Source organism: Desulfobacterales bacterium (genome assembly GCA_028704555.1).
Lineage (GTDB): Bacteria > Desulfobacterota > Desulfobacteria > Desulfobacterales > JAQWFD01 > JAQWFD01.
In genome coordinates this window covers 59,108-77,748 of the sequence record JAQWFD010000010.1, presented here as the reverse complement: position 1 = coordinate 77,748, position 18,641 = coordinate 59,108, and the positions used below count along the sequence as shown (strand labels likewise).

The 18,641-nt window shown below is 48.8% G+C and carries 16 protein-coding genes and 1 tRNA gene; 14 read left to right on the top strand and 3 right to left on the bottom strand.

What is annotated here, in order from left to right; translation table 11 throughout:
- The first annotated feature begins 721 nt into the window (after positions 1-721).
- Genes PHQ97_05735 through PHQ97_05725 form a run of 3 tightly spaced genes read left to right on the top strand, consistent with a single transcriptional unit; the run spans position 722 to position 3,259 of the window.
- Complete coding sequence (locus PHQ97_05735; GenBank protein ID MDD4392237.1) at positions 722-2,164, top strand: rhodanese-like domain-containing protein; 1,443 nt, start codon at positions 722-724, stop codon at positions 2,162-2,164.
- A complete protein-coding gene (locus tag PHQ97_05730) occupies positions 2,161-2,670 on the top strand; it encodes a YeeE/YedE thiosulfate transporter family protein (protein ID MDD4392236.1) in 510 nt (169 codons plus the stop codon). Before PHQ97_05735 ends, PHQ97_05730 begins: the two co-directional genes overlap by 4 nt.
- Positions 2,671-2,701: 31 nt before the next feature.
- Positions 2,702-3,259: a YeeE/YedE thiosulfate transporter family protein gene (locus PHQ97_05725; protein MDD4392235.1), complete on the top strand. Its 558-nt coding sequence runs from the start codon at positions 2,702-2,704 to the stop codon at positions 3,257-3,259.
- A 257-nt stretch (positions 3,260-3,516) separates the two neighbouring features.
- Here the strand turns inward: PHQ97_05725 and hemL are convergent, their stop codons facing one another.
- On the bottom strand, positions 3,517-4,806 hold the full coding sequence (hemL, locus tag PHQ97_05720) for a glutamate-1-semialdehyde 2,1-aminomutase (protein ID MDD4392234.1): 1,290 nt from the start codon (positions 4,804-4,806) through the stop codon (positions 3,517-3,519).
- Between the two features lie 165 nt (positions 4,807-4,971).
- Here hemL and PHQ97_05715 point away from each other — a divergent pair, with 165 nt between their 5' ends.
- From PHQ97_05715 to PHQ97_05670, 10 genes are all read left to right on the top strand, one after another.
- Positions 4,972-5,727, top strand: a complete 756-nt coding sequence (locus PHQ97_05715; protein MDD4392233.1) for a hypothetical protein — start codon at positions 4,972-4,974, stop codon at positions 5,725-5,727.
- A gap of 151 nt (positions 5,728-5,878) precedes the next feature.
- Positions 5,879-5,955: transfer RNA gene (locus tag PHQ97_05710), tRNA-Lys, on the top strand.
- Positions 5,956-6,380: 425 nt separating this feature from the next.
- The gene (gene rpsF / locus PHQ97_05705; protein ID MDD4392232.1) at positions 6,381-6,821 is read left to right on the top strand and encodes a 30S ribosomal protein S6; all 441 of its coding nucleotides are present in this window, start codon (positions 6,381-6,383) and stop codon (positions 6,819-6,821) included.
- 4 nt (positions 6,822-6,825) lie between these two features.
- Complete coding sequence (gene rpsR, locus PHQ97_05700; protein ID MDD4392231.1) at positions 6,826-7,119, top strand: 30S ribosomal protein S18; 294 nt, start codon at positions 6,826-6,828, stop codon at positions 7,117-7,119.
- Between the two features lie 46 nt (positions 7,120-7,165).
- Positions 7,166-8,119 carry a YybS family protein gene (locus tag PHQ97_05695; protein MDD4392230.1) on the top strand — a complete coding sequence of 318 codons (954 nt, stop codon included), beginning with the start codon at positions 7,166-7,168 and terminating at the stop codon, positions 8,117-8,119.
- Positions 8,120-8,146: 27 nt separating this feature from the next.
- Positions 8,147-8,602, top strand: a complete 456-nt coding sequence (gene rplI / locus PHQ97_05690) for a 50S ribosomal protein L9 (protein MDD4392229.1) — start codon at positions 8,147-8,149, stop codon at positions 8,600-8,602.
- A 223-nt stretch (positions 8,603-8,825) separates the two neighbouring features.
- A complete protein-coding gene (dnaB, locus tag PHQ97_05685) occupies positions 8,826-10,205 on the top strand; it encodes a replicative DNA helicase (GenBank protein MDD4392228.1) in 1,380 nt (459 codons plus the stop codon).
- Positions 10,206-10,393: 188 nt separating this feature from the next.
- Positions 10,394-12,052, top strand: coding sequence for a GTPase HflX (gene hflX / locus PHQ97_05680; GenBank protein ID MDD4392227.1), 1,659 nt, complete (start codon positions 10,394-10,396; stop codon positions 12,050-12,052).
- A 139-nt stretch (positions 12,053-12,191) separates the two neighbouring features.
- Complete coding sequence (locus tag PHQ97_05675) at positions 12,192-12,962, top strand: inositol monophosphatase family protein (protein ID MDD4392226.1); 771 nt, start codon at positions 12,192-12,194, stop codon at positions 12,960-12,962.
- A 13-nt stretch (positions 12,963-12,975) separates the two neighbouring features.
- Positions 12,976-13,176, top strand: a complete 201-nt coding sequence (locus PHQ97_05670) for a hypothetical protein (protein MDD4392225.1) — start codon at positions 12,976-12,978, stop codon at positions 13,174-13,176.
- Between the two features lie 98 nt (positions 13,177-13,274).
- Here the strand turns inward: PHQ97_05670 and PHQ97_05665 are convergent, their stop codons facing one another.
- Together PHQ97_05665 and dnaA are read right to left on the bottom strand one after the other, a co-directional pair.
- Complete coding sequence (locus PHQ97_05665) at positions 13,275-14,657, bottom strand: FAD-linked oxidase C-terminal domain-containing protein (GenBank protein MDD4392224.1); 1,383 nt, start codon at positions 14,655-14,657, stop codon at positions 13,275-13,277.
- Positions 14,658-15,085: 428 nt separating this feature from the next.
- Positions 15,086-16,450 (bottom strand): chromosomal replication initiator protein DnaA, encoded by a 1,365-nt coding sequence (dnaA, locus tag PHQ97_05660; GenBank protein MDD4392223.1) that lies wholly within the window; start codon positions 16,448-16,450, stop codon positions 15,086-15,088.
- Positions 16,451-17,621: 1,171 nt separating this feature from the next.
- On the opposite strand from dnaA, the gene pdxA reads away from it, so the two are divergent.
- Positions 17,622-18,629: a 4-hydroxythreonine-4-phosphate dehydrogenase PdxA gene (gene pdxA / locus PHQ97_05655; GenBank protein MDD4392222.1), complete on the top strand. Its 1,008-nt coding sequence runs from the start codon at positions 17,622-17,624 to the stop codon at positions 18,627-18,629.
- Positions 18,630-18,641: the final 12 nt, after the last annotated feature.

Sequence of the window (18,641 nt, the reverse complement as noted above, 5' to 3'; positions counted from 1 at the left end):
GAAAATTATGGCGAAGGAGAATTCAGGGCTTTTTCAGTCTCCGTTGTCTTCTCTGCCTGCCATGCATTGCTTTGCAAAATTTGTTGGGGGGAAACCCCTTTCCTTTATTTTCTTAAACAGCGAGACTACTATCGCTATACAACGAAAGGCTGTCAAGCGCTTTCGCACGAAAAGCCTTCAGAATTCGAGTGCACTGTTCCGCTGAGCACTTTTGCCGATAATCCTCAGCCAGACTCAGCCTGTTACCACCGTGCACTACATGCTATAATGAGGTTGGTTGTACAGGGAGCACAGGAATATAATGCCGAAGCGGGTGCAAGGGACCGCCTATCGGACAGATGGCAAACGATCTGTTTTTAAAAGCACTTGCAACCTGTCTGAAGTTTCATATATTCTGAAAATATCAGAATATCATGTATGTCTGGGCCTCGGCCTTCATACCTCCTGCCATTCACAAAACAGCGGATCACATCCGAAACGGCAATCTGAGATACTTCACGTTCAAAATTCGCGATGTTAAACCCGGTTACAGATAGAAACGGCTGAAGGCGGGAGTTTAAAACTTTCAACATTTTTTTCGTATTACGTTTTCCCATCAGTTGCCAGCAGGTGTTGTTTAACGCATCTTAATGGGCCGCAGCCCCATCGTTTCAGTCTTAATTAGTTTCCATCTGCAAATCCATATTTTATGTTTTTTCATACAAAACCAGGGAGGCCATCGATGATTGTTCAATCATTTTTTATCAAAGGCATTTCTCACAGCTCCTACCTTCTGGGCGGAAGCCGTTCCTGTGCCATTATCGACCCGGATCGGCATATTCAAATGTATCTGGATGCCGCAAAAGAACTCGGCATGACCATTACCCACATTCTCGAAACCCATCTGCATGCCGATTTCATATCCGGGCATATGGATCTGGCTGAAAAAACAGGCGCCGACATCCATGTTCCCACGTCCGGAAAGTGCAAATTTCCCCATATCCCGGTATCTGACGGCAGCACCATCACCATCGACGATATCCGGATCAAGGTAATGGAAACCCCCGGACATACCCCTGAGCATGTCAGCTATGTGGTCACCGACACGGCCCGTGGAAAAGAGCCGGTCGCCGTCTTTTGCGGGGACACGCTGTTTGTCGGCGATGCCGGCCGCCCGGACCTGTTTCCGGCCATGGCCGAAGAACTTGCGTCCCGGCTTTATTACAGCCTTCATGACACCCTGCTGAAACTGCCGGACTTCTGTGAGGTATATCCGGCACACGGCGCCGGCTCTTTATGTGGCCGGGCCATGGGCGCCAAACGCAGCAGCACCATTGGATATGAAAAACGCTATAACGCCGCCCTTCAAATTTCAAACCGCCATGAATTCGTCCGGTCACTGACCACAAACATGCCGCCGGCTCCGGATCATTTCAGCCGATGCAGCGATATAAACCGACGGGGCCCTTCGCTGGTCCGGACATTTCCCGCACCTGTCCCTCTGACGCCTGAAGCCTTCAGTCAGAAAACCACTCTGGACAATACCGTGGTGCTCGATGTCCGCAGCTATGATGCCTTTGGCGGTCAGCACGTTCCCGAATCCTATCACATCGACATGGGTGGAAATTTTGCCACTTTTGCCGGATGGACACTGCCGCACGGTGCCGCTGTACTCCTGGTAAGCGACAGCGCCGGTCAAGCGCAGGAGGCCGCTGTCTGGCTGCAGCGGGTAGGCATGGACAATATTTCCGGCTTTCTGGACGGCGGCATGTTTACCTGGGCAAAAGCCGGTCTGCCATGCCGCCACGTACCCCAGCTGTCGGCCGAAGAACTTTACCATGCCTTTTCAAACCGGCATGACATGGTACTGATCGATGTTCGGTCCGCTTCAGAGTACGATTCCTTTCATATCGAAAATGCCATCAACATTCCGGCCCCGGATCTGCGGCACCGGTTTCGTGAGCTCGACCCAGAACGCCAGACAGTGCTGCTCTGCGGCACCGGGCACCGGTCCAGTCTGGGAGCCAGCATTCTGAAACAGCATCATTTTGACAATGTACTCAATGTCGCCGGTGGCATGACAGGATACAGCGCATCCGGCTATTCCCCCGCATGCCCCGTCTGTTTCAACCCTCACGGGCCCCATTTTATGGGTCAGGTTTTGGGGAAAGGAGAAAGCCTGTGAACTGGCTGGTCATGAAACAGTGGTCGCCATATGCATCCGGTATCGGCATCGGCATCTTGAGCTGGCTGACCTTTGTGTTGTCTGACAAGCCGATCGGATGTTCCACCGCCTATGCCCGGACCAGCGGAATGATTGAACGCCTGTTTCGGGGAGACAAAACCCTGCAGCGACCGTATTACCAAAAATTTCACCCTGAAATAGACTGGCAATGGATGCTGGTGGCCGGTATTTTCATCGGATCGTTCATCTCCGCCGGGTTATCCGGACAGTTTGAAATCATATGGGTCCCCTCCCGATGGGCGGCATCGTTGGGCACCTCTGCGCTGATCCGGTTTATGGCTGCGCTGTCCGGCGGCATTCTCATGGGATTCGGCGCCCGCTGGGCCGGGGGATGCACCAGCGGCCACGGCATCAGCGGCACACTTCAGCTGGCTGTCAGCAGCTGGCTGGCCGCGGTATGTTTTTTCATCGGCGGGATCATCACGGCCGCTGTCTTGTATCATTGACGTTTTGCCGCTGACTGAAAGGAATCAACCGATGTTGACCTCATTGCATGCAAACAACCCCCTTCAGCGGATACTGGCGCTCCTGCTGGGGATCATATTCGGGTTCCTGCTCCAGAAAGGGGGCGTCACCCATCTCGATGTGATCATCAACCAGCTGCGGTTAACCGATTTTACGGTTGTCAAAATCATGCTCTCCGCGGTGATCACCGGAATGATCGGCGTTCATTTTCTCAAGGCCCTCGGGATGGCAAGGCTTCATCCCAAACCCGGATCATTCGGCTCATCGGTCATCGGAGGCCTCATATTCGGAGTGGGGTTCGGGGTTCTCGGGTACTGTCCTGGCACGATCGCAGGCGCAGTGGGCCAGGGTTTTCTGGACGCCCTGACCGGAGGAATTCCCGGTATCCTGATCGGTGCGGAATTATTTGCCGTCGTCTACCCCAAACTGAACCACACGGTGCTGAACAGGGGAAACTTCGGGGAGCTCACCCTGCCGGAACTGCTCAACCTCAGCCCATGGGTGGTGGTGGCGTCGGTGAGTTTTTTTTTGATATTTGTACTCATCCTGATTGAAAAAACGGGGTGGTAGAAAGCTGATAACCGGTGGCAAAATAAAAAACTCGGGCATATTTCCTAAAAAATATTCTGACAGATGAACAACCATTTCTGGACGAAAACTGCCCGTTTTCTCAAACGCATTGGGCGAAAATTTTAATCCTCAAAAATACAAACTGCAGACCGCGTTAAGTGCTCAAATAATAAATCCGTGAATCTGAAATGTATTTCTGCGGTCAAAATTTTCGCCCGCCTTGAACCTGAAAAAATTATCAGGTTTTCATTCGGCCGCTACCGGGCCAGCGCCTGCAGCACTTCTTCTGCAGCCGCTATCGTCGCATTGATATGCGCTGTTTCATGCGCTGCTGAGACAAACAGCGCTTCAAACTGGGACGGGGCAAGATACACCCCTTTTTCCAGCATACCGTTATAGTATGCCGAAAAAAGGGTCAGGTCACTGGTTTTGGCATCCAGGAAATTATTCACGACCTTATCGGTAAAAAACACCCCCATCATGGAACCGACCCTGTTCGCGTTGATCGGTATCCCCGCCTTTTGGGCCGCTTTTTTCAAACCATTTAGCAACATTTCCGATTTTTTATCCAGGGCTTCATAGAAACCGGGGACCTGAAGCTGCTGCAGGGTTGCAATTCCAGCAGCCATGGCCAATGGATTTCCGGAAAGCGTTCCGGCCTGATATACCGGCCCCTGAGGCGCGATATACTCCATGATATCACGCCTGCCGCCATAGGCACCGACCGGCAGGCCGCCACCGATAATTTTCCCCATGGTGGTCAGATCCGGGGTGATCCCGTATAATACCTGCGCCCCGCCGTAAGCGACCCTGAAACCGGTCATCACCTCATCGATAATCAGAAGGGCGCCGTGTTTTTCCGTCACTTCCCTGAGGGTTTTCAGAAATCCCTCTGCCGGGGGCACCATCCCCATATTCCCGGCAACCGCTTCCACAATGACGCAGGCAATCTGGTCCCCCCTTTCGGCCATCACCGAACGGATAGATTCGATATCGTTATACGGGATTGACAAGGTATGGTTGATAAATGATTCCGGAACCCCCGGACTGCCCGCGATACCGAGGGTGGCCACTCCGGAGCCGGCTTCGACCAGAAGGGTATCGGAATGCCCGTGATAACAGCCGTCAAATTTTATAATGGTATCCCGCCCCGTAAACCCCCGGGCCAGGCGAATGGCGCTCATGGTTGCCTCGGTTCCGGAGTTGACCATTCGAACCATATCAACGGACGGAAATGCGTCAACGACCATCTGCGCCAGCTGAATTTCAAGATCCATCGGCGCCCCGAAACTGGTTCCCCGTTTGAGAGCCGTTTCAATAAATTCGATAACACGCGGATGCCGGTGGCCCAGTATCATCGGTCCCCATGATCCGATATAATCAATATAGTGATTGCCGTCTGCATCATAAATCATACAACCTTGGGCACGATCAATAAATAGAGGGGTTCCGCCAACGGATTTACATGCCCGCACCGGGCTGTTGACCCCACCGGGTATTATCTCCTGTGCCCGCTTGAAAAACTGATCTGATTTTTCGCGTTTCATCCTTCAATATCCTTTCCGTGTATTGAATAACTCCATCACATTTAGTATAAATAAAAAAACTATCAGACGGCATTTTCCCGGTCAAGAAAAGTTCATTCAAATGACAAAGTTTATAACAGGAAAGCATTTTACAACAACAAATAAAAATCAATACGAGCTGAATCCATGGGACAACCAAGACAAATCAAACAACTGGCGAAATTTCTGGATTACATTCTGGCCCGGAGCCCCTATGAATTTGGCCTTGTACCCGATGAAAACGGATATTTCAGGATAAAGGACCTGCTAAAAGTGTTCTCTGAGGAACAGGGCTGGAAACATGTCCGCCAATCACATCTCAACGAAATCATGATAAGTCTGCCAAACGCACCGGTTGAAATCACCGGCGACCGGATTCGCTCGACATGCCGGAATCATCCGGGCTTTGCCAACCCCGCAGGCCACCTTCCAAAGCTTCTTTACACCTGTGTCCGGCGTAAAGCGTATCCGTTTGTCCTTGATAAAGGCATATCCCCCATGGGCTCAAGGGATCATGTCATCCTGACACCCGATGCCGATATGGCAGTAAGAATAGGAAAACGCATCGATCCTGATCCGGTACTGCTGACGATTCAAACGGCCATGTGCCAGAATCAGGGAATCTGTTTTCAGCAGGCAGCAGAACTTATTTTTCTGACCCGGGCAATCCCCTCCGCCTGTTTTACCGGACCGCCGCTTACCCGGTCCAGACCCGAAGAAAAAAAGAAAGAACCCGTTCAGGCACCGGTTTCGGATCATCTGCCCGGTAGTTTTTTTATTGCTTTTGGTGTTGAAAAACCCGACAAGCTATCGGTCAAACGTTCAAAAAAACAAACCGACATCACCCGAAAAAAGCAGCGAGACCAAATGAGACGCCATAAACAGAACCCCTGGCCGGATTAATACCTGAGGGCCACCTGATTTTCCAAGCCCGCTGGTTCAGCGGGCATCCTCCGGGTCAATTTTCCAAAAAAATTTTCATAAAATAAATTGACAAGTACATACTCATTTGTTAGGGTTGATTTTGTTTTTTAGAACAGACAATTTATACGAAGGGCCGTTAGCTCAATCTGGCAGAGCACCTGACTCTTAATCAGTAGGTTGAAGGTTCGATTCCTTCACGGCCCACCAGACATTCAGGGGATAGCTTTCATTCAGGCTACCCCTTTTTTATTCCGGAAGCCTGATTGACAGTTTCCAATGGCGGTGACGGATGGCACGGCTGCTCCATCCGGATTACTACAGGCGCGGGGACTCTCGGCCCCCCGACTGTCTGGCACAGCCCCGTTCGTTTTTTTCGCCCACTGCCGATCTCCCTGGAAATACGGAACTTACGTGCCACCCTCAACATCCATTCCTGAGGGTAACATTTGTCATACCTTGAATCTAAAAAGAATCCGGTGGTTCGTTCGTGCGCCATCTGATAATTTGTTTGAAATAATATTTATTTGACATGTAAAATACATTATTGATACATAAAAGATTTTTATAAATAAATTATTTTACTTCATCCTTGCTCCGGTTCATCCGGGGCTTTAAACCCGTAAGGAGGTTTCATGAGAAGGTACGAGACTATTTTTATTATCGATCCGGATCTTTCGGACGACGGCCGTGGGCCAATTATTGAACGCGTCAAAGGCTTGATCGAGAGCCAGGACGGATTCCTGGTTGAAATGAACGAATGGGGACTCAGAAAACTTGCCTATACCATCAGAAAAAAACCCCGCGGATATTATATCCTCCTGAACTACTGCGGAGCAGGGCCACTTGTTGACGAGATTGAACGGTTCTTCAGAATTGATGATCGCATCTTGAAATTTATGACGATTGTGCTGGAAGAGGATGCGAATATCGAAAAAATCAAGGAAGAAATCGCCGAATCAGAAGCCAGAAAGCAAGTAGCTGATGAAGCCGCTTCCAAGACTGCTGAACCGGAGAAAACACCTGAGCAGGACACTGCCCAGGCTGAAACCAACACAAATCAAGAGGAGGAGTAATCAAATGGCGTTTGCTGCGAAAGAGCCCAGAGGTTCATCAAAATTTACCGGAAAAAGAAGGAAAAAAAGGGTATTTCATAGAAGAAAAGTCTGCCGATTCTGTGCAGATACAAGCATCGTGATTGATTATAAGGACATAAGAACCCTGAGATATTTTATTACGGAACGAGGCAAAATCATTCCCAGACGTATATCAGGCACCTGTGCAAAACATCAACGAGTCTTGAACCAGGCCATCAAACGCGCCAGAACCATTGCACTTCTGCCGTTTGTTGGCCCCCTTGAGCATCAAAGCTGACAATGGATAACAAACGCAGGCGGCTGCCTCAGAGGAGAAGAGGATAGTGCCTCACACCGATTCAGGAAAAACCATAAAATCGATTATCAACGGCGTTGCGATTATTCTCTTTTTTTTTGCAATATCCGCGACAATGCCGATTCTGGGCTTTTTCTGCTCTATGATGGCACCGCTTCCGGTACTGTTTTACCGTGCGAAGCTGGACAGAACCACGGGAGTGATCATCCCTATACTGGCGTTGATGATCATGGGCGCTTTTGCAGGAGGACTGACACTTGATTTATTATTCTATGCGGAGCTTCTCCTGCTTGGATATGTGCTAAGCGAACTGATGGGAATGAATCTGTCGATCGAAAAAACCGTCGGGTATGCGTGTGGCATCACGGGATTGGCAGGGCTGGCCGGGCTTATGGCTTTCGGCCACATCTACCATACCGACATTCTGGCGCTTGTTTCGGACTATGTATCAAAAAATCTTGAGCTGACGCTGGCGTTTTATCAGAATATGGGCCTGCCAGAGGAAAGTGTCCATATGATTTCGAGCTCGAAAGAAGCCATCGGATATGTTCTGGTCAGAATCATTCCGGCGCTGATTGTCGTTTCGGCGCTGATAGTGTCATGGGCAAATCTGCTGCTGGCAAGACCGCTTCTGACGTCTCAGGGAATCAATGTCCCGGACTTTGGTCCCCTATCTTTATGGAAAGCCCCTGAGGGTTTGGTTTGGGCGGTTATCGGATGCGGCATCCTGATACTTTTTCCGGGGAAAACCGTTACGCTGGTTGCTTTAAATGGATTGATCATTCTCATGTCCATCTATTTTCTGGAAGGCATAGCCATTGTATCCTTCTATTTTGAAAAAAAACGGTTTCCCCGTATTCTCAGGACCCTATGTTACTGTGTAATCGCTTTTGAGCAAGTAGCGCTGCTTCTTGTTATCGGACTCGGATTTTTTGACATCTGGTTGAATTTCCGTAAAATTCAATTTACAAAAAACAACTAAAGACTGTTCTTTAGTGGAGGTAAAATAATGAAGGTTATCTTGAATGAAACGATAGAATCTCTCGGCATTATCGGCAGCGAAGTGACCGTGTCAGATGGGTTTGGTCGCAACTATCTGTTACCGCAAAAAAAAGCAGTGGCGGCAACCCCTCAGAACCGCAATATATTTCTCCAGCAAAAAGCCAGGCTCGATCTCCAGATCGCTAAAGAGCGGGAATTTGCCGGGGAAATGGCTAAAAAACTCGAAAGTGTCATCTGTAAAATCACCGCAAAAGTCAGTGATGAAGATCGGCTGTATGGCTCCATTTCCATAAGAGAGATTATGGATGCGCTGTCCGACCAGGGCGTTGAAGTGGATAAAAAGATGATATTGCTTGCGGAACCTATCAAACAGACCGGCACTTTTAAAATCCCCATCCGCGTTTACCAAGGAATAGAGCCTGAGATTACAGTTGAAGTCATCCCCGAGCAATCAAACGAATAACTTCTTCGGGTGCCATGCACAGGTATACAATGTCCACCCAGAAATAGGCTAAGTTTTTTCAAGTTCAAGCAGGGCGAAGATTTTAACCGCAGGAATACATGTGTGTATTTTAAGGATTAAAATCTTCGCCTGACGCACAGGGGAAAATAGCCATTTTCGGATGAACACTGTCTGTCGCATTGTTCATGGCCCCTGATTTTTATCGCACGAACACGGAAGCTCCATGAACAGAATTCAATCCCAAAAAAACCAGCAAAACCTCACAGTGCCCCCACAAAGTATCGAGGCCGAAGAATCCATACTCAGCTCTTTACTGATCGACAACAGCTCGCTGCTGGATATCGTTGAAATTCTGTCACCGGACGATTTTTACAAATCAGCTCATCAAAAAATTTATTCAGCCGTTCTTGACCTCTTTTCAAAAAATGAGCCGGTTGATCTGGTCACCCTCACCAACTTGCTCCGTGAAAAAGCCCAACTGGAAGAAACAGGGGGGGCCGCCTATCTGGCATGGCTGATGGATTCCGTTCCGCTTGCCGTTAACGCCCCGCATTATGCAAAAATTATACACGACAAAGCATGCCTGCGGCGTCTGATCGAAAAAGCGAACCTGATCACCCGGCGCTGTTTCGAAAACAGCAGTGATGTCGATGATGTGCTGGACTATGCTGAAACTTCGATATTTGAAATATCGGAAAACAAAATCAGACCGTCCTTTTATTCCCTGGGAAAAATCATTGAATCCAACATCGACGAACTTGAAGAGCGACAGGGGAATAAATCGCTGATCAGCGGCGTGGCAACCGGCTTTCGACAATTTGACAACCTGACTTCAGGTCTGCAGAATTCTGATCTGATTATCCTGGCCGCCCGGCCAAGTATGGGTAAAACCGCTTTTGCACTGAATATAGCCAGAAACGCGGCAATTGACGGAAAGGTTCCTACCGCCATATTCTCACTCGAAATGTCCAAGGAGCAGCTTTCCATGCGTCTGCTCTGCGCGGAATCCCGAGTCGACTCCTCGCGAATTCGAACCGGTTTTTTCAGCAAGGATGACTGGCAAAAACTGACACAGGCCGCCAGCATATTAACCGATGCACCAATCTATATTGATGATTCGGCGGACCTGACGGCGATAGAAATCAGAGCCAAGGCCCGCCGGCTGAAAATGGAAAAAGGACTCGGTCTTATTATCATCGATTACCTTCAGCTGATGCAGGGAAGAAAATCCGTCGAATCCAGAAGGGATCTTGAAATTTCTGAAATATCAAGATCGATGAAAGCACTGGCCAAAGAAATCAGCGTGCCGGTTATCGGATTGTCTCAGCTCAACAGAAAGCTGGAAGAACGCAGCGATAAACGCCCGCAGATGTCGGATTTAAGAGAATCCGGTGCCCTCGAGCAGGATGCTGACCTGGTCGTGTTTATTTACCGGGATGAGGTATACAACAAAAAAGAAGATAATCCGAATAATGGAAAAGCGGAAATCATCATAGCCAAACAGAGAAACGGCCCCATCGGCACCGCAACGCTGGCATTTTTAAAGACCTACACCCGGTTTGAGTCGCTGGCATCGGATCATGGGATACCTGACATGCATTAATTCTCAGGCAGCCGATCATCAGCGGAGGGAGACTGCGGACAGAGCCGGCTTTACGTTCCGCCGGCAGCCGCCTTCTGCCGACTGTTTTTTTCTGCCTCAGCCGGTGCTCTCTGTCAAGCCGCCGGAAAGATATCCGCCTTCAATTCTCTATACCGACCCATCCTTACAAAAAGGTGTAATCCAACATCATGAAACGGCTTTTTGGTAACATCAAAGGTCTGAAGGCCAGCCAGAGCCAAAAACTTGAAAATTTCTATCGGCGGCGCGTCCCGCCACAATTTCTGATCACCCCTGAACTCTGCCGGGATCTGTCATTGCTTTCAAAGGACATCGGCAGGCAGATTGGCCTTCTCATTGATCGATCCGGCAAAATCGCGCATGTCATTGTCGGGGACGCTGAGCGCATCGTCATTCCCCACACCAGCGAATACAGTGCCGCTCCTGCCCGCCTCAAGGGGATACGCTGCATTCACACCCATTTGAACCGGGAAGTGCTCACCCGTGATGACCTGAACGATCTTGCCCTGTTAAGACTCGATATGATGGCCTCCATTACGGTCGGGACGGACGGCCGGCCGGAAAAAATTCATACCGCCCACATTCTGCCAAAAGGATCGCGGGAAAACCCTTGTCAGCTGCTTCCGGTTCTTGATCCCCAGCATCTTGATATTGACTGCCTTTCACGAATCCTGGCTCTGGAAAATGAGCTCTCGCAGCAGACCGCCCTGCATGCAGCCGATTCCGGCAGAGAAAGGGCGCTTCTGATCAGCGTCTCTACGGCTCCGAAACCCATGTCCGTAGAATCTCTTGCCGAACTTGCGCAGCTTGCACGCTCCGGCGGAATTGATGTGGTGCAGACCGTGCTGCAGCAGCGCAGCAAAGTGGACCCAAAGTATCTGATAGGCTCTGGAAAACTTCAGGAAGTCGCCATCACCGCGCTTCAACGGGAAGCCACCCTGATCGTTTTCGATCAGGAGCTTAATCCGTCACAGATCCGATCCATTACAGACCACATTGAATTAAAAGTCATCGACAGGACACAATTAATCCTGGATATTTTTGCACAAAGAGCACAGACCAAAGAAGGAAAACTCCAGGTTGAACTGGCTCAGCTCAAGTATCTTCTGCCCCGGCTGACACAAAAAAACACGGCCATGTCCCGGCTGACCGGTGGCATCGGGGGCCGCGGCCCCGGTGAAACCAAGCTGGAGATCAACCGCAGGCGGGTGCGGAACCGCATTCAGCAGCTTGAAAAAGCACTGGATCTGGTCAAAGCACATCGCAGGCAGCAAAAAGCCCTTAGAAACAGACGACGGCTTCCTGTAATTTCTATCATCGGCTATACCAATGCCGGAAAATCAACGCTGTTAAACACCCTGACCAAAAGCCATGTCCTGTCTGAAAGCCGTCTGTTTGCCACACTGGACCCATCCAGCAGACGTCTGAAATTGCCGAAAGATACCGAAGTCATTATTACCGACACGGTTGGATTTATTAAACATCTGCCAAAGGACTTGATGGTGGCCTTCCGTGCAACGCTGGAAGAACTTGAAAGCGCCGACCTGCTCCTCCATGTCATCGATATCAGCAACCCTCAGGTTCAAAGCCAGATCGAATCTGTGGAAAAAGTGCTTTCAGATCTGAACCTGGGGCATATTCCTCAAATCCGGGCGCTTAATAAGCAGGATCAGGTGGATCCACAGACACTCAATCGTCTGATCCATCTGATTGGCGGGATACCTGTCTCTGCCAGAGATCCATCCACGGTAACACCTCTGCTTGAAAAACTTCAGTGGTTTATATCCCGTCTGCAACACCCGCCGCTCGTATTCTCGAATACCGAGTGAGGCCGGTTTGGCTGGCGTGGTAATATTCATGATAACTGTCACTTACGCAAAGTGAAGCCTACCTTCTCCGGATAAAACGCCCACCTGATGTCATTAAAGGTTGACAGGAATAGAAAATCGCTTGTAAAAGGATAGACTTATGGATTTAGATTTAATAAAAAAAATCGGGGTCGAAGCCGCCTGTCAGGGGGCAGAGATTCTTCTGTCCCATTTCGGCAACCTGTCGCATATCCATAAAAAAGGGGCAATCGATCTGGTTACCGAAGCTGATCTTGGCTCAGAACAGGCCATTATCAAAACGATCAGAACCCACTTTCCCGATCATGCTATCCTGGCCGAAGAAAGCGGCATGAACGAAGGAAAATCAGATGTCCGCTGGATTATCGATCCGCTTGACGGCACAACCAACTATGCGCATCGGCTCGGACAGTTTGCCATTTCCATTGCTTGTACCTCCGGCGCCGATATTGTGGCAGGCATTGTGCTCAATCCCGTGACAGAAGAGCTGTTTACCGCCCTGCGGGGCCGCGGCGCAATGCTCAATGGCCGACCCGTCAGGGTGTCCGACACATGCGGGATTGAAGACAGCCTGCTGGTAACCGGTTTTCCTTACAATCTGAAAGACATCTTCCCCGGCCTTATAGAGCGGTTTGCCAATTGTCTCAAGGCCTCTCAAGGGGTACGAAGGATGGGCTCTGCCGCTTTGGATCTTTGTTTTGTGGCATGCGGAAGATTTGAAGGATTCTGGGAACAAAACCTGAAAGCCTGGGATACGGCGGCCGGCACACTGATTGCCCGCGAAGCCGGGGCCTTTGTTACAGATTTTTCTGGCATTCCGTTCACGGTGGACAGAAACGAAATTGTGGCCACTAACGGAAAAATCCATAAGCAACTGCTGGCATTACTTTAGAAAAGGACGGAAAATGAAAAAAAAACCTACGGTTATCTCAAAAACCTTAAACGATCATATCGGATGCTACGGCACCTTCAGCATGCAGGATACGATCTGCAGGAAGTATTGCGCTTTAAAACTTCGCTGCGCCATCGAGCATGATCAGAATATGCGCGTTGACCTGCTGGAGGAAATCATTGAATCCGAGGCCATGTTTGACAACATCCAGTAAAACATCGGCTTCATGAACAAGCTGGCTGCCTGCGCACAGGACGGCTTGATTTTTCAATCCACTCGATTGTCATCCAGAAGCGGCTGAACCATATAAACTTAATCCGGGAATATTTTTCCCGGATTTAAAATATGGCCGGGATCAAAAACACGCTTAATTTTTTTCATCAGCTCGATTTCAACCCGCCCGAGTTCTTTTGCCACATATGGCGCCTTGGTAATTCCCACCCCATGCTCACCCGAAATCGTTCCACCAAGCGCAAGGGTATAATCGAACACCGCTTCGACAGCGGCTTCGCCTTTTTTCAGTTCTTCAGCGTTCTGCTTATCCAACATGACATTGAAATGAATGTTGCCATCCCCGGCATGGCCAAAGCTGACCATTGTCAGCCCGGTTTTATTTCTTAACTCATTAATTTTATTGACCATATCCGGCAATTTATTCCTCGGGACCACAATATCTTCATTGATCTTATCCGGAGCGTAACGAAACAGCGCCGGAGAAATCGACTTTCTGGCTTTCCACAATTTAGTGGCTTCCTCCCGGGTTTGCGCCACACTGACATTCCTGGCCCCCAAAGCGGTGCAAAGATGCCGAAGCTCATTGATATCACGGTCCACTTCATTTTCATTGCCATCCACTTCAATGATGAGCAGCGCCTCTGCATCGACAGGCAGCCCGATGTGCAGATAATTTTCAACACAGCGTATGGACGCATTGTCCATGTATTCAATGGTCCTTGGAATAATACAGCGTCTGATGATTTCAGACACCGTTTCAGCGGCGGTTTCAATCCTGTCAAAAACCGCCGTCATGGTCCTGACCGCCTGAGGCAGGGGAAGGAGGCGAAGCGTCATTCGGGTAATAATGCCCAGGGTCCCCTCAGATCCGGTAAAAAGGCGGGTCAAATCATATCCGACAACGCCTTTGGCCGTTTTGACCCCTGTGGTAATTACCTCGCCTGTGGGAAGCACCACTTCAAACCCCAGGACATAGTCCCGCGTCACCCCATATTTGACCGCGTGAGGTCCACCGGCACACTCCGCCACGTTTCCCCCCAGTGTTGAAATCTCTGAACTGGACGGATCGGGCGGATAAAACAGACCCTCCTTTTCAACCGCTCTGTGAAATTCTCCGGTCACAACTCCCGGCTGGACATGAGCAATCAGATTATCCTTATCGATTTGAAGTATCCGGTTCATACGGGATAACACCAGAACGATACCGCCTCTGACCGCAAGCGATCCTCCGGTCATGCCGGACCCGGCCCCTCTCGGAACCACGCAGAATCCTTCGACGCTGGCAAGCGACATGACAGCGGATATTTCCCGGGTATTTGCGGGAAACACCACTGCTTCAGGCAGATACGTTCTGGCAGTTGCATCAAACGCATAGCAGAGCAGGTCTTCTTTTTCTCTGCTGCAATATTCTTTCCCAACAATATGCTGAAGTTTTCGAAATGCGGATTTTGTGAGGTGCATGGCAGTATCGGCCGGTAAAATGTTAACCCCGTCGTTGCATAACCAAAACAGTGAAAAACAAGGTAATGATTACAAACAGAGGGGAGATTCGTAATGCAGATTCCGGATATCACGAATCGTGACGTCGACATTTATTAAAATCACCATCTCGTTTACCTTCCGGAAAAGCCCCTACTGTATCTGGGACTTGATCATAACTGCGGCCATAACGTCGTGAGGACCGTCCCGGCCGTTGCCGGCTTCTCCGACACGATACGGAGAAAGGATGCCGGTAAGCATTCTACAGTTTCACCCTTGGGCGCGTTGGCGCTACCGCATTGCCGATTTTTGCGCCGCTGGGGTTAATAAAAAAAGTGATCAGATGCGCTGCATGTTCCCGCAGTCAAAAAACTGGAACCATTATATTCCAGCCGACACGGACTTGAAAATCAGAATCGGCCGTTTTCCAATTTTTCACTCAAAAACTTCACCTGATCCCGAACCGAATTATCCTGCTTTACATTACGCTCCACGACATTGATAGAATGCAGCGCCGTCGCATGATACCGGTTAAAGCCTTTGCCTATCACCTGAAGCGGCTGATCCGTATATTTCCGTGCCAGGTAAATGGCGACCTGCCGTGGACGGACAAAGCACTGTTTGCGTGACCGGGACACCAGTTCTTCCAGAGAAACCCCATACTCTTTGGATACAAGTTTTTTGATGACATCGATTGTAATCTGTTTTCTATTCACCGCGATGTTATCGACAACACTTCTGGCAAGATCAAGATCGATGACCGTATTCATCAAAGAGGCCTTTGTCACAATGCTCTTCAGCCCGGATTCCAGTTGTCTGACATCGTCCGAAAGTTCACTGGCTAAATATTCAAGAATCTCTCCGGGCAGACCATACCCGTTTTCCCGTGATTTTTGACACAGGATTTTCATCCGGGTTTTAAAATCAGGCGGCTCAATCCTTGAAATAAGACTGCTTGATAACCGGGATCTGAGCGGATCGATCATCTTCGGAATATCCCCCGGAAGATAGCAGCTGCTGAAAATAATCTTTTTTTCCGCATCGAACAGGTAATCCAGGATCAGGGCCAGTTCGATCTGGGTGCGTTCTTTACCGGTTAAAAACTGCACATCCTCCAGCAGCAACACATCACAGTGTCTTCGATATTTTTCCTTGAAATCGGAGATGGTATCATTCCGAAACGACTGAACCATCTCATTGGTAAAATCTTCCAAAGTAATATAAAATACACGTTCATTCGGCTGCTGAGACAATATATGATGGCCGACGGCCTGTGCCAGATGGCTTTTACCCATTCCGGTCTGGGATAATAAAAACAAGGAATTCTGACAGTTTTGTCTCTGGGACGCTAACGACATGGCCGCCGAATAGGCAAAATTATTGTTCCCGCTGACGACAAAGTTATCAAACGTGAAATCCTTTCGTAATAACCGGCCATTACGGGCTTTCACATTCATAATGGGCAAAGGGATCTGAAGGTCGAGATTCGATGCCGTTGAAACCAGCCGGGAAGTTTCCCTTCGGGGGCTGGCACCCTCTGCCACCTGTACTGTCAGCTTGTTTACTTTATTGTCTGTAATACGAGATATGATTGACTCAATCAGAGCCCCGTAATGATCAAGGACGCGTTTTTTGGAAAAAAAATTGGGAGTTGAAAGCATAATTTCATTATTTTCAATTTTTTCCAGCTCCAGCGTATCGATCCACATGGTAAATATATGGGCGGGTACCTGCTGTTTGATATTTTGTTTAACCTCGTTCCAGACAGATTTCATCGGCTTGATTCTTTTAATTTTTAATTGGTTAAAAGATAAATACAACTCAACACATTCAATTATTCCAGGATAACCGATTAACTTCACCCTTAAAAAAATTGCAGATAAAAACTCGGATTTAAAGCAGGTAATTTTTAAGACATGCCAGTTTGAAAAACTCCGCTCGGATCAATCGACAGAGAGACAGAAGACGAGTATATAAGAACATACATATATAAAAAAATGAATCCCTTTGAGTGAAAGGGAATTTTTATGCATCAAAACAAACTGTTTTAACTGTTTTTTTTTACACTATTCGGTTTATCCCATCAGTGCTCATTGAAGAATGCCTTTTATTATTTCATTGGTAGTTATTTGTCAATCCGAATAAATTCGGTTTGCAACCCATTAGGATTTGCGTCTGATATATTTTGCAACCATTTGTTTTTTAATGACATTATTTTATAATGGCCTATAAATACTCATAAATACAGCCATTACGTAGAAAGACATTTTTTTTAAGCATTTTAAGTACATCCACGCTAATTGACAATTTGTCAGCCGCATGACGTTCTCAAATATTCTTTATTTATCTATGATTTTCATCTATTTTCTTTATTGTAAAGCCGTTTTTGATGTAATGACCTTTGACAGATAAACGCAAACTTCTAAAATCCTCATTTCCGGATTTCAAGCGCCCATCCATGCCCCCACCTTTTGAAAACCCGGGGCTTGATCATAAGATCATAACTGCGGCCATAACGTCGTGAGGGCCGTCCCGGCCGTTTCCGGCTTCTCCAGCACGATACGGGGCAACGGCCGGGACTTCGAAACTACACGTAAGAGAATATGGCCGCAGTTATGATCAAGCCCAAAACCAGATTTATGGATGATCACGGGATATGAATCTGAGGATTGGAATCTATGCTGACAGCATCCGGCAAACATGATATGAAAGAAAAATAATCTTTTGTCGGATAATTTTTAACCTTGATCACAGCCCATTCCCGGCGGAATTGGCGGACAAATCGGGATCACCGGGACTGATATGACATAAAGGCTGAAAAGCAGACTCCGTTTTCTTCATAAATTCTGAAAAGGGTCGCCCCTGTTCAATGAATATCTGGACAAACTCAGCCTTTCAGAATTTAAAATCGTCTTTAACTGTATATATTTTTTCAAGGCATTCATCATGACAGACCAACGCCCCGTCATTGGCATCACCCTGGGAGATCCGGTAGGTATCGGCCCCGAAATCATCCTGTCAGCGCTGCAGGCACCTTCGATATATGAAATCTGCAAACCCCTTGTATTCGGAGATTTCAACTGGTTAACCGCCACAGCAGATTCCACCGATAGTCCGTTGCGGATAACGGCCGTTCAAATTCCGGGTGCCGGCGCTTATACACATGGCACGATCGACGTATTGAACCTTTCCGACCTTGATCCCCGCGCCATTCAGTGGGGAAAGCCCAGCGTTGAGACCGGAAAAGCCATGGTCGGCTATATCCTTGAAGCCGTCAATATGGCGTTAACAGGTAAAATTTCTGCCATCGTCACGTGTCCGATCAATAAAAGCGCCATGCACATGGCCGGATACCGTTATAACGGCCACACGGAACTGCTGGCGGAAAAAACCCATGCCCGGGAATATGCCATGATGCTTGCCGGGGACAAGCTCAGGGTTGTGCTGGTAACCATTCACGTCCCGTTACAAGACGTCCCCCGACTGATTACCACCCAATCGGTATTGGACACCATCCGGATTACGGATCGATCATTAAAACAGCGCTTTGGTATTTCATCCCCGCAGATAGCGGTCGCGGCATTAAATCCCCATGCCGGAGAAGGCGGCATGTTCGGCGACGAGGAAACCCGGTGGATTCTGCCGGCCATCGATCAGGCACGACGCGAAGGACTGGAGGTCTCCGGCCCTTACCCGCCGGACACGCTCTTTTATCATGCGGCAAAAGGCCGTTATGATGCTGTCGTCTGCATGTACCATGATCAGGGACTGATTCCGTTTAAAATGGTTCATTTTACCGACGGAGTCAATACGACCCTCGGCCTTCCGATTATCCGGACATCGGTTGACCATGGCACCGCCTACGATATTGCCGGAAACGGCACGGCCGATCCGGGAAGCCTGATAGCGGCAATCCGGATGGCATCACACCAGGCAGTGGTGATGCGGTCGTGAGCCAAGAGCCAA

Excerpts from the sequence above, each read along its gene's own strand:
- PHQ97_05735 (MDD4392237.1), top strand. The coding sequence starts at position 722 with ATGATTGTTCAATCATTTTTTATCAAAGGCATTTCTCACAGCTCCTAC.
- PHQ97_05725 (MDD4392235.1), top strand. The coding sequence starts at position 2,702 with ATGTTGACCTCATTGCATGCAAACAACCCCCTTCAGCGGATACTGGCG.
- hemL (MDD4392234.1), bottom strand. The coding sequence starts at position 4,806 with ATGAAACGCGAAAAATCAGATCAGTTTTTCAAGCGGGCACAGGAGATA.
- PHQ97_05715 (MDD4392233.1), top strand. The coding sequence starts at position 4,972 with ATGGGACAACCAAGACAAATCAAACAACTGGCGAAATTTCTGGATTAC.
- rpsF (MDD4392232.1), top strand. The coding sequence starts at position 6,381 with ATGAGAAGGTACGAGACTATTTTTATTATCGATCCGGATCTTTCGGAC.
- rpsR (MDD4392231.1), top strand. The coding sequence starts at position 6,826 with ATGGCGTTTGCTGCGAAAGAGCCCAGAGGTTCATCAAAATTTACCGGA.
- rplI (MDD4392229.1), top strand. The coding sequence starts at position 8,147 with ATGAAGGTTATCTTGAATGAAACGATAGAATCTCTCGGCATTATCGGC.
- dnaB (MDD4392228.1), top strand. The coding sequence starts at position 8,826 with ATGAACAGAATTCAATCCCAAAAAAACCAGCAAAACCTCACAGTGCCC.
- hflX (MDD4392227.1), top strand. The coding sequence starts at position 10,394 with ATGAAACGGCTTTTTGGTAACATCAAAGGTCTGAAGGCCAGCCAGAGC.
- PHQ97_05675 (MDD4392226.1), top strand. The coding sequence starts at position 12,192 with ATGGATTTAGATTTAATAAAAAAAATCGGGGTCGAAGCCGCCTGTCAG.
- PHQ97_05670 (MDD4392225.1), top strand. The coding sequence starts at position 12,976 with ATGAAAAAAAAACCTACGGTTATCTCAAAAACCTTAAACGATCATATC.
- PHQ97_05665 (MDD4392224.1), bottom strand. The coding sequence starts at position 14,657 with ATGCACCTCACAAAATCCGCATTTCGAAAACTTCAGCATATTGTTGGG.
- dnaA (MDD4392223.1), bottom strand. The coding sequence starts at position 16,450 with ATGAAATCTGTCTGGAACGAGGTTAAACAAAATATCAAACAGCAGGTA.
- pdxA (MDD4392222.1), top strand. The coding sequence starts at position 17,622 with ATGACAGACCAACGCCCCGTCATTGGCATCACCCTGGGAGATCCGGTA.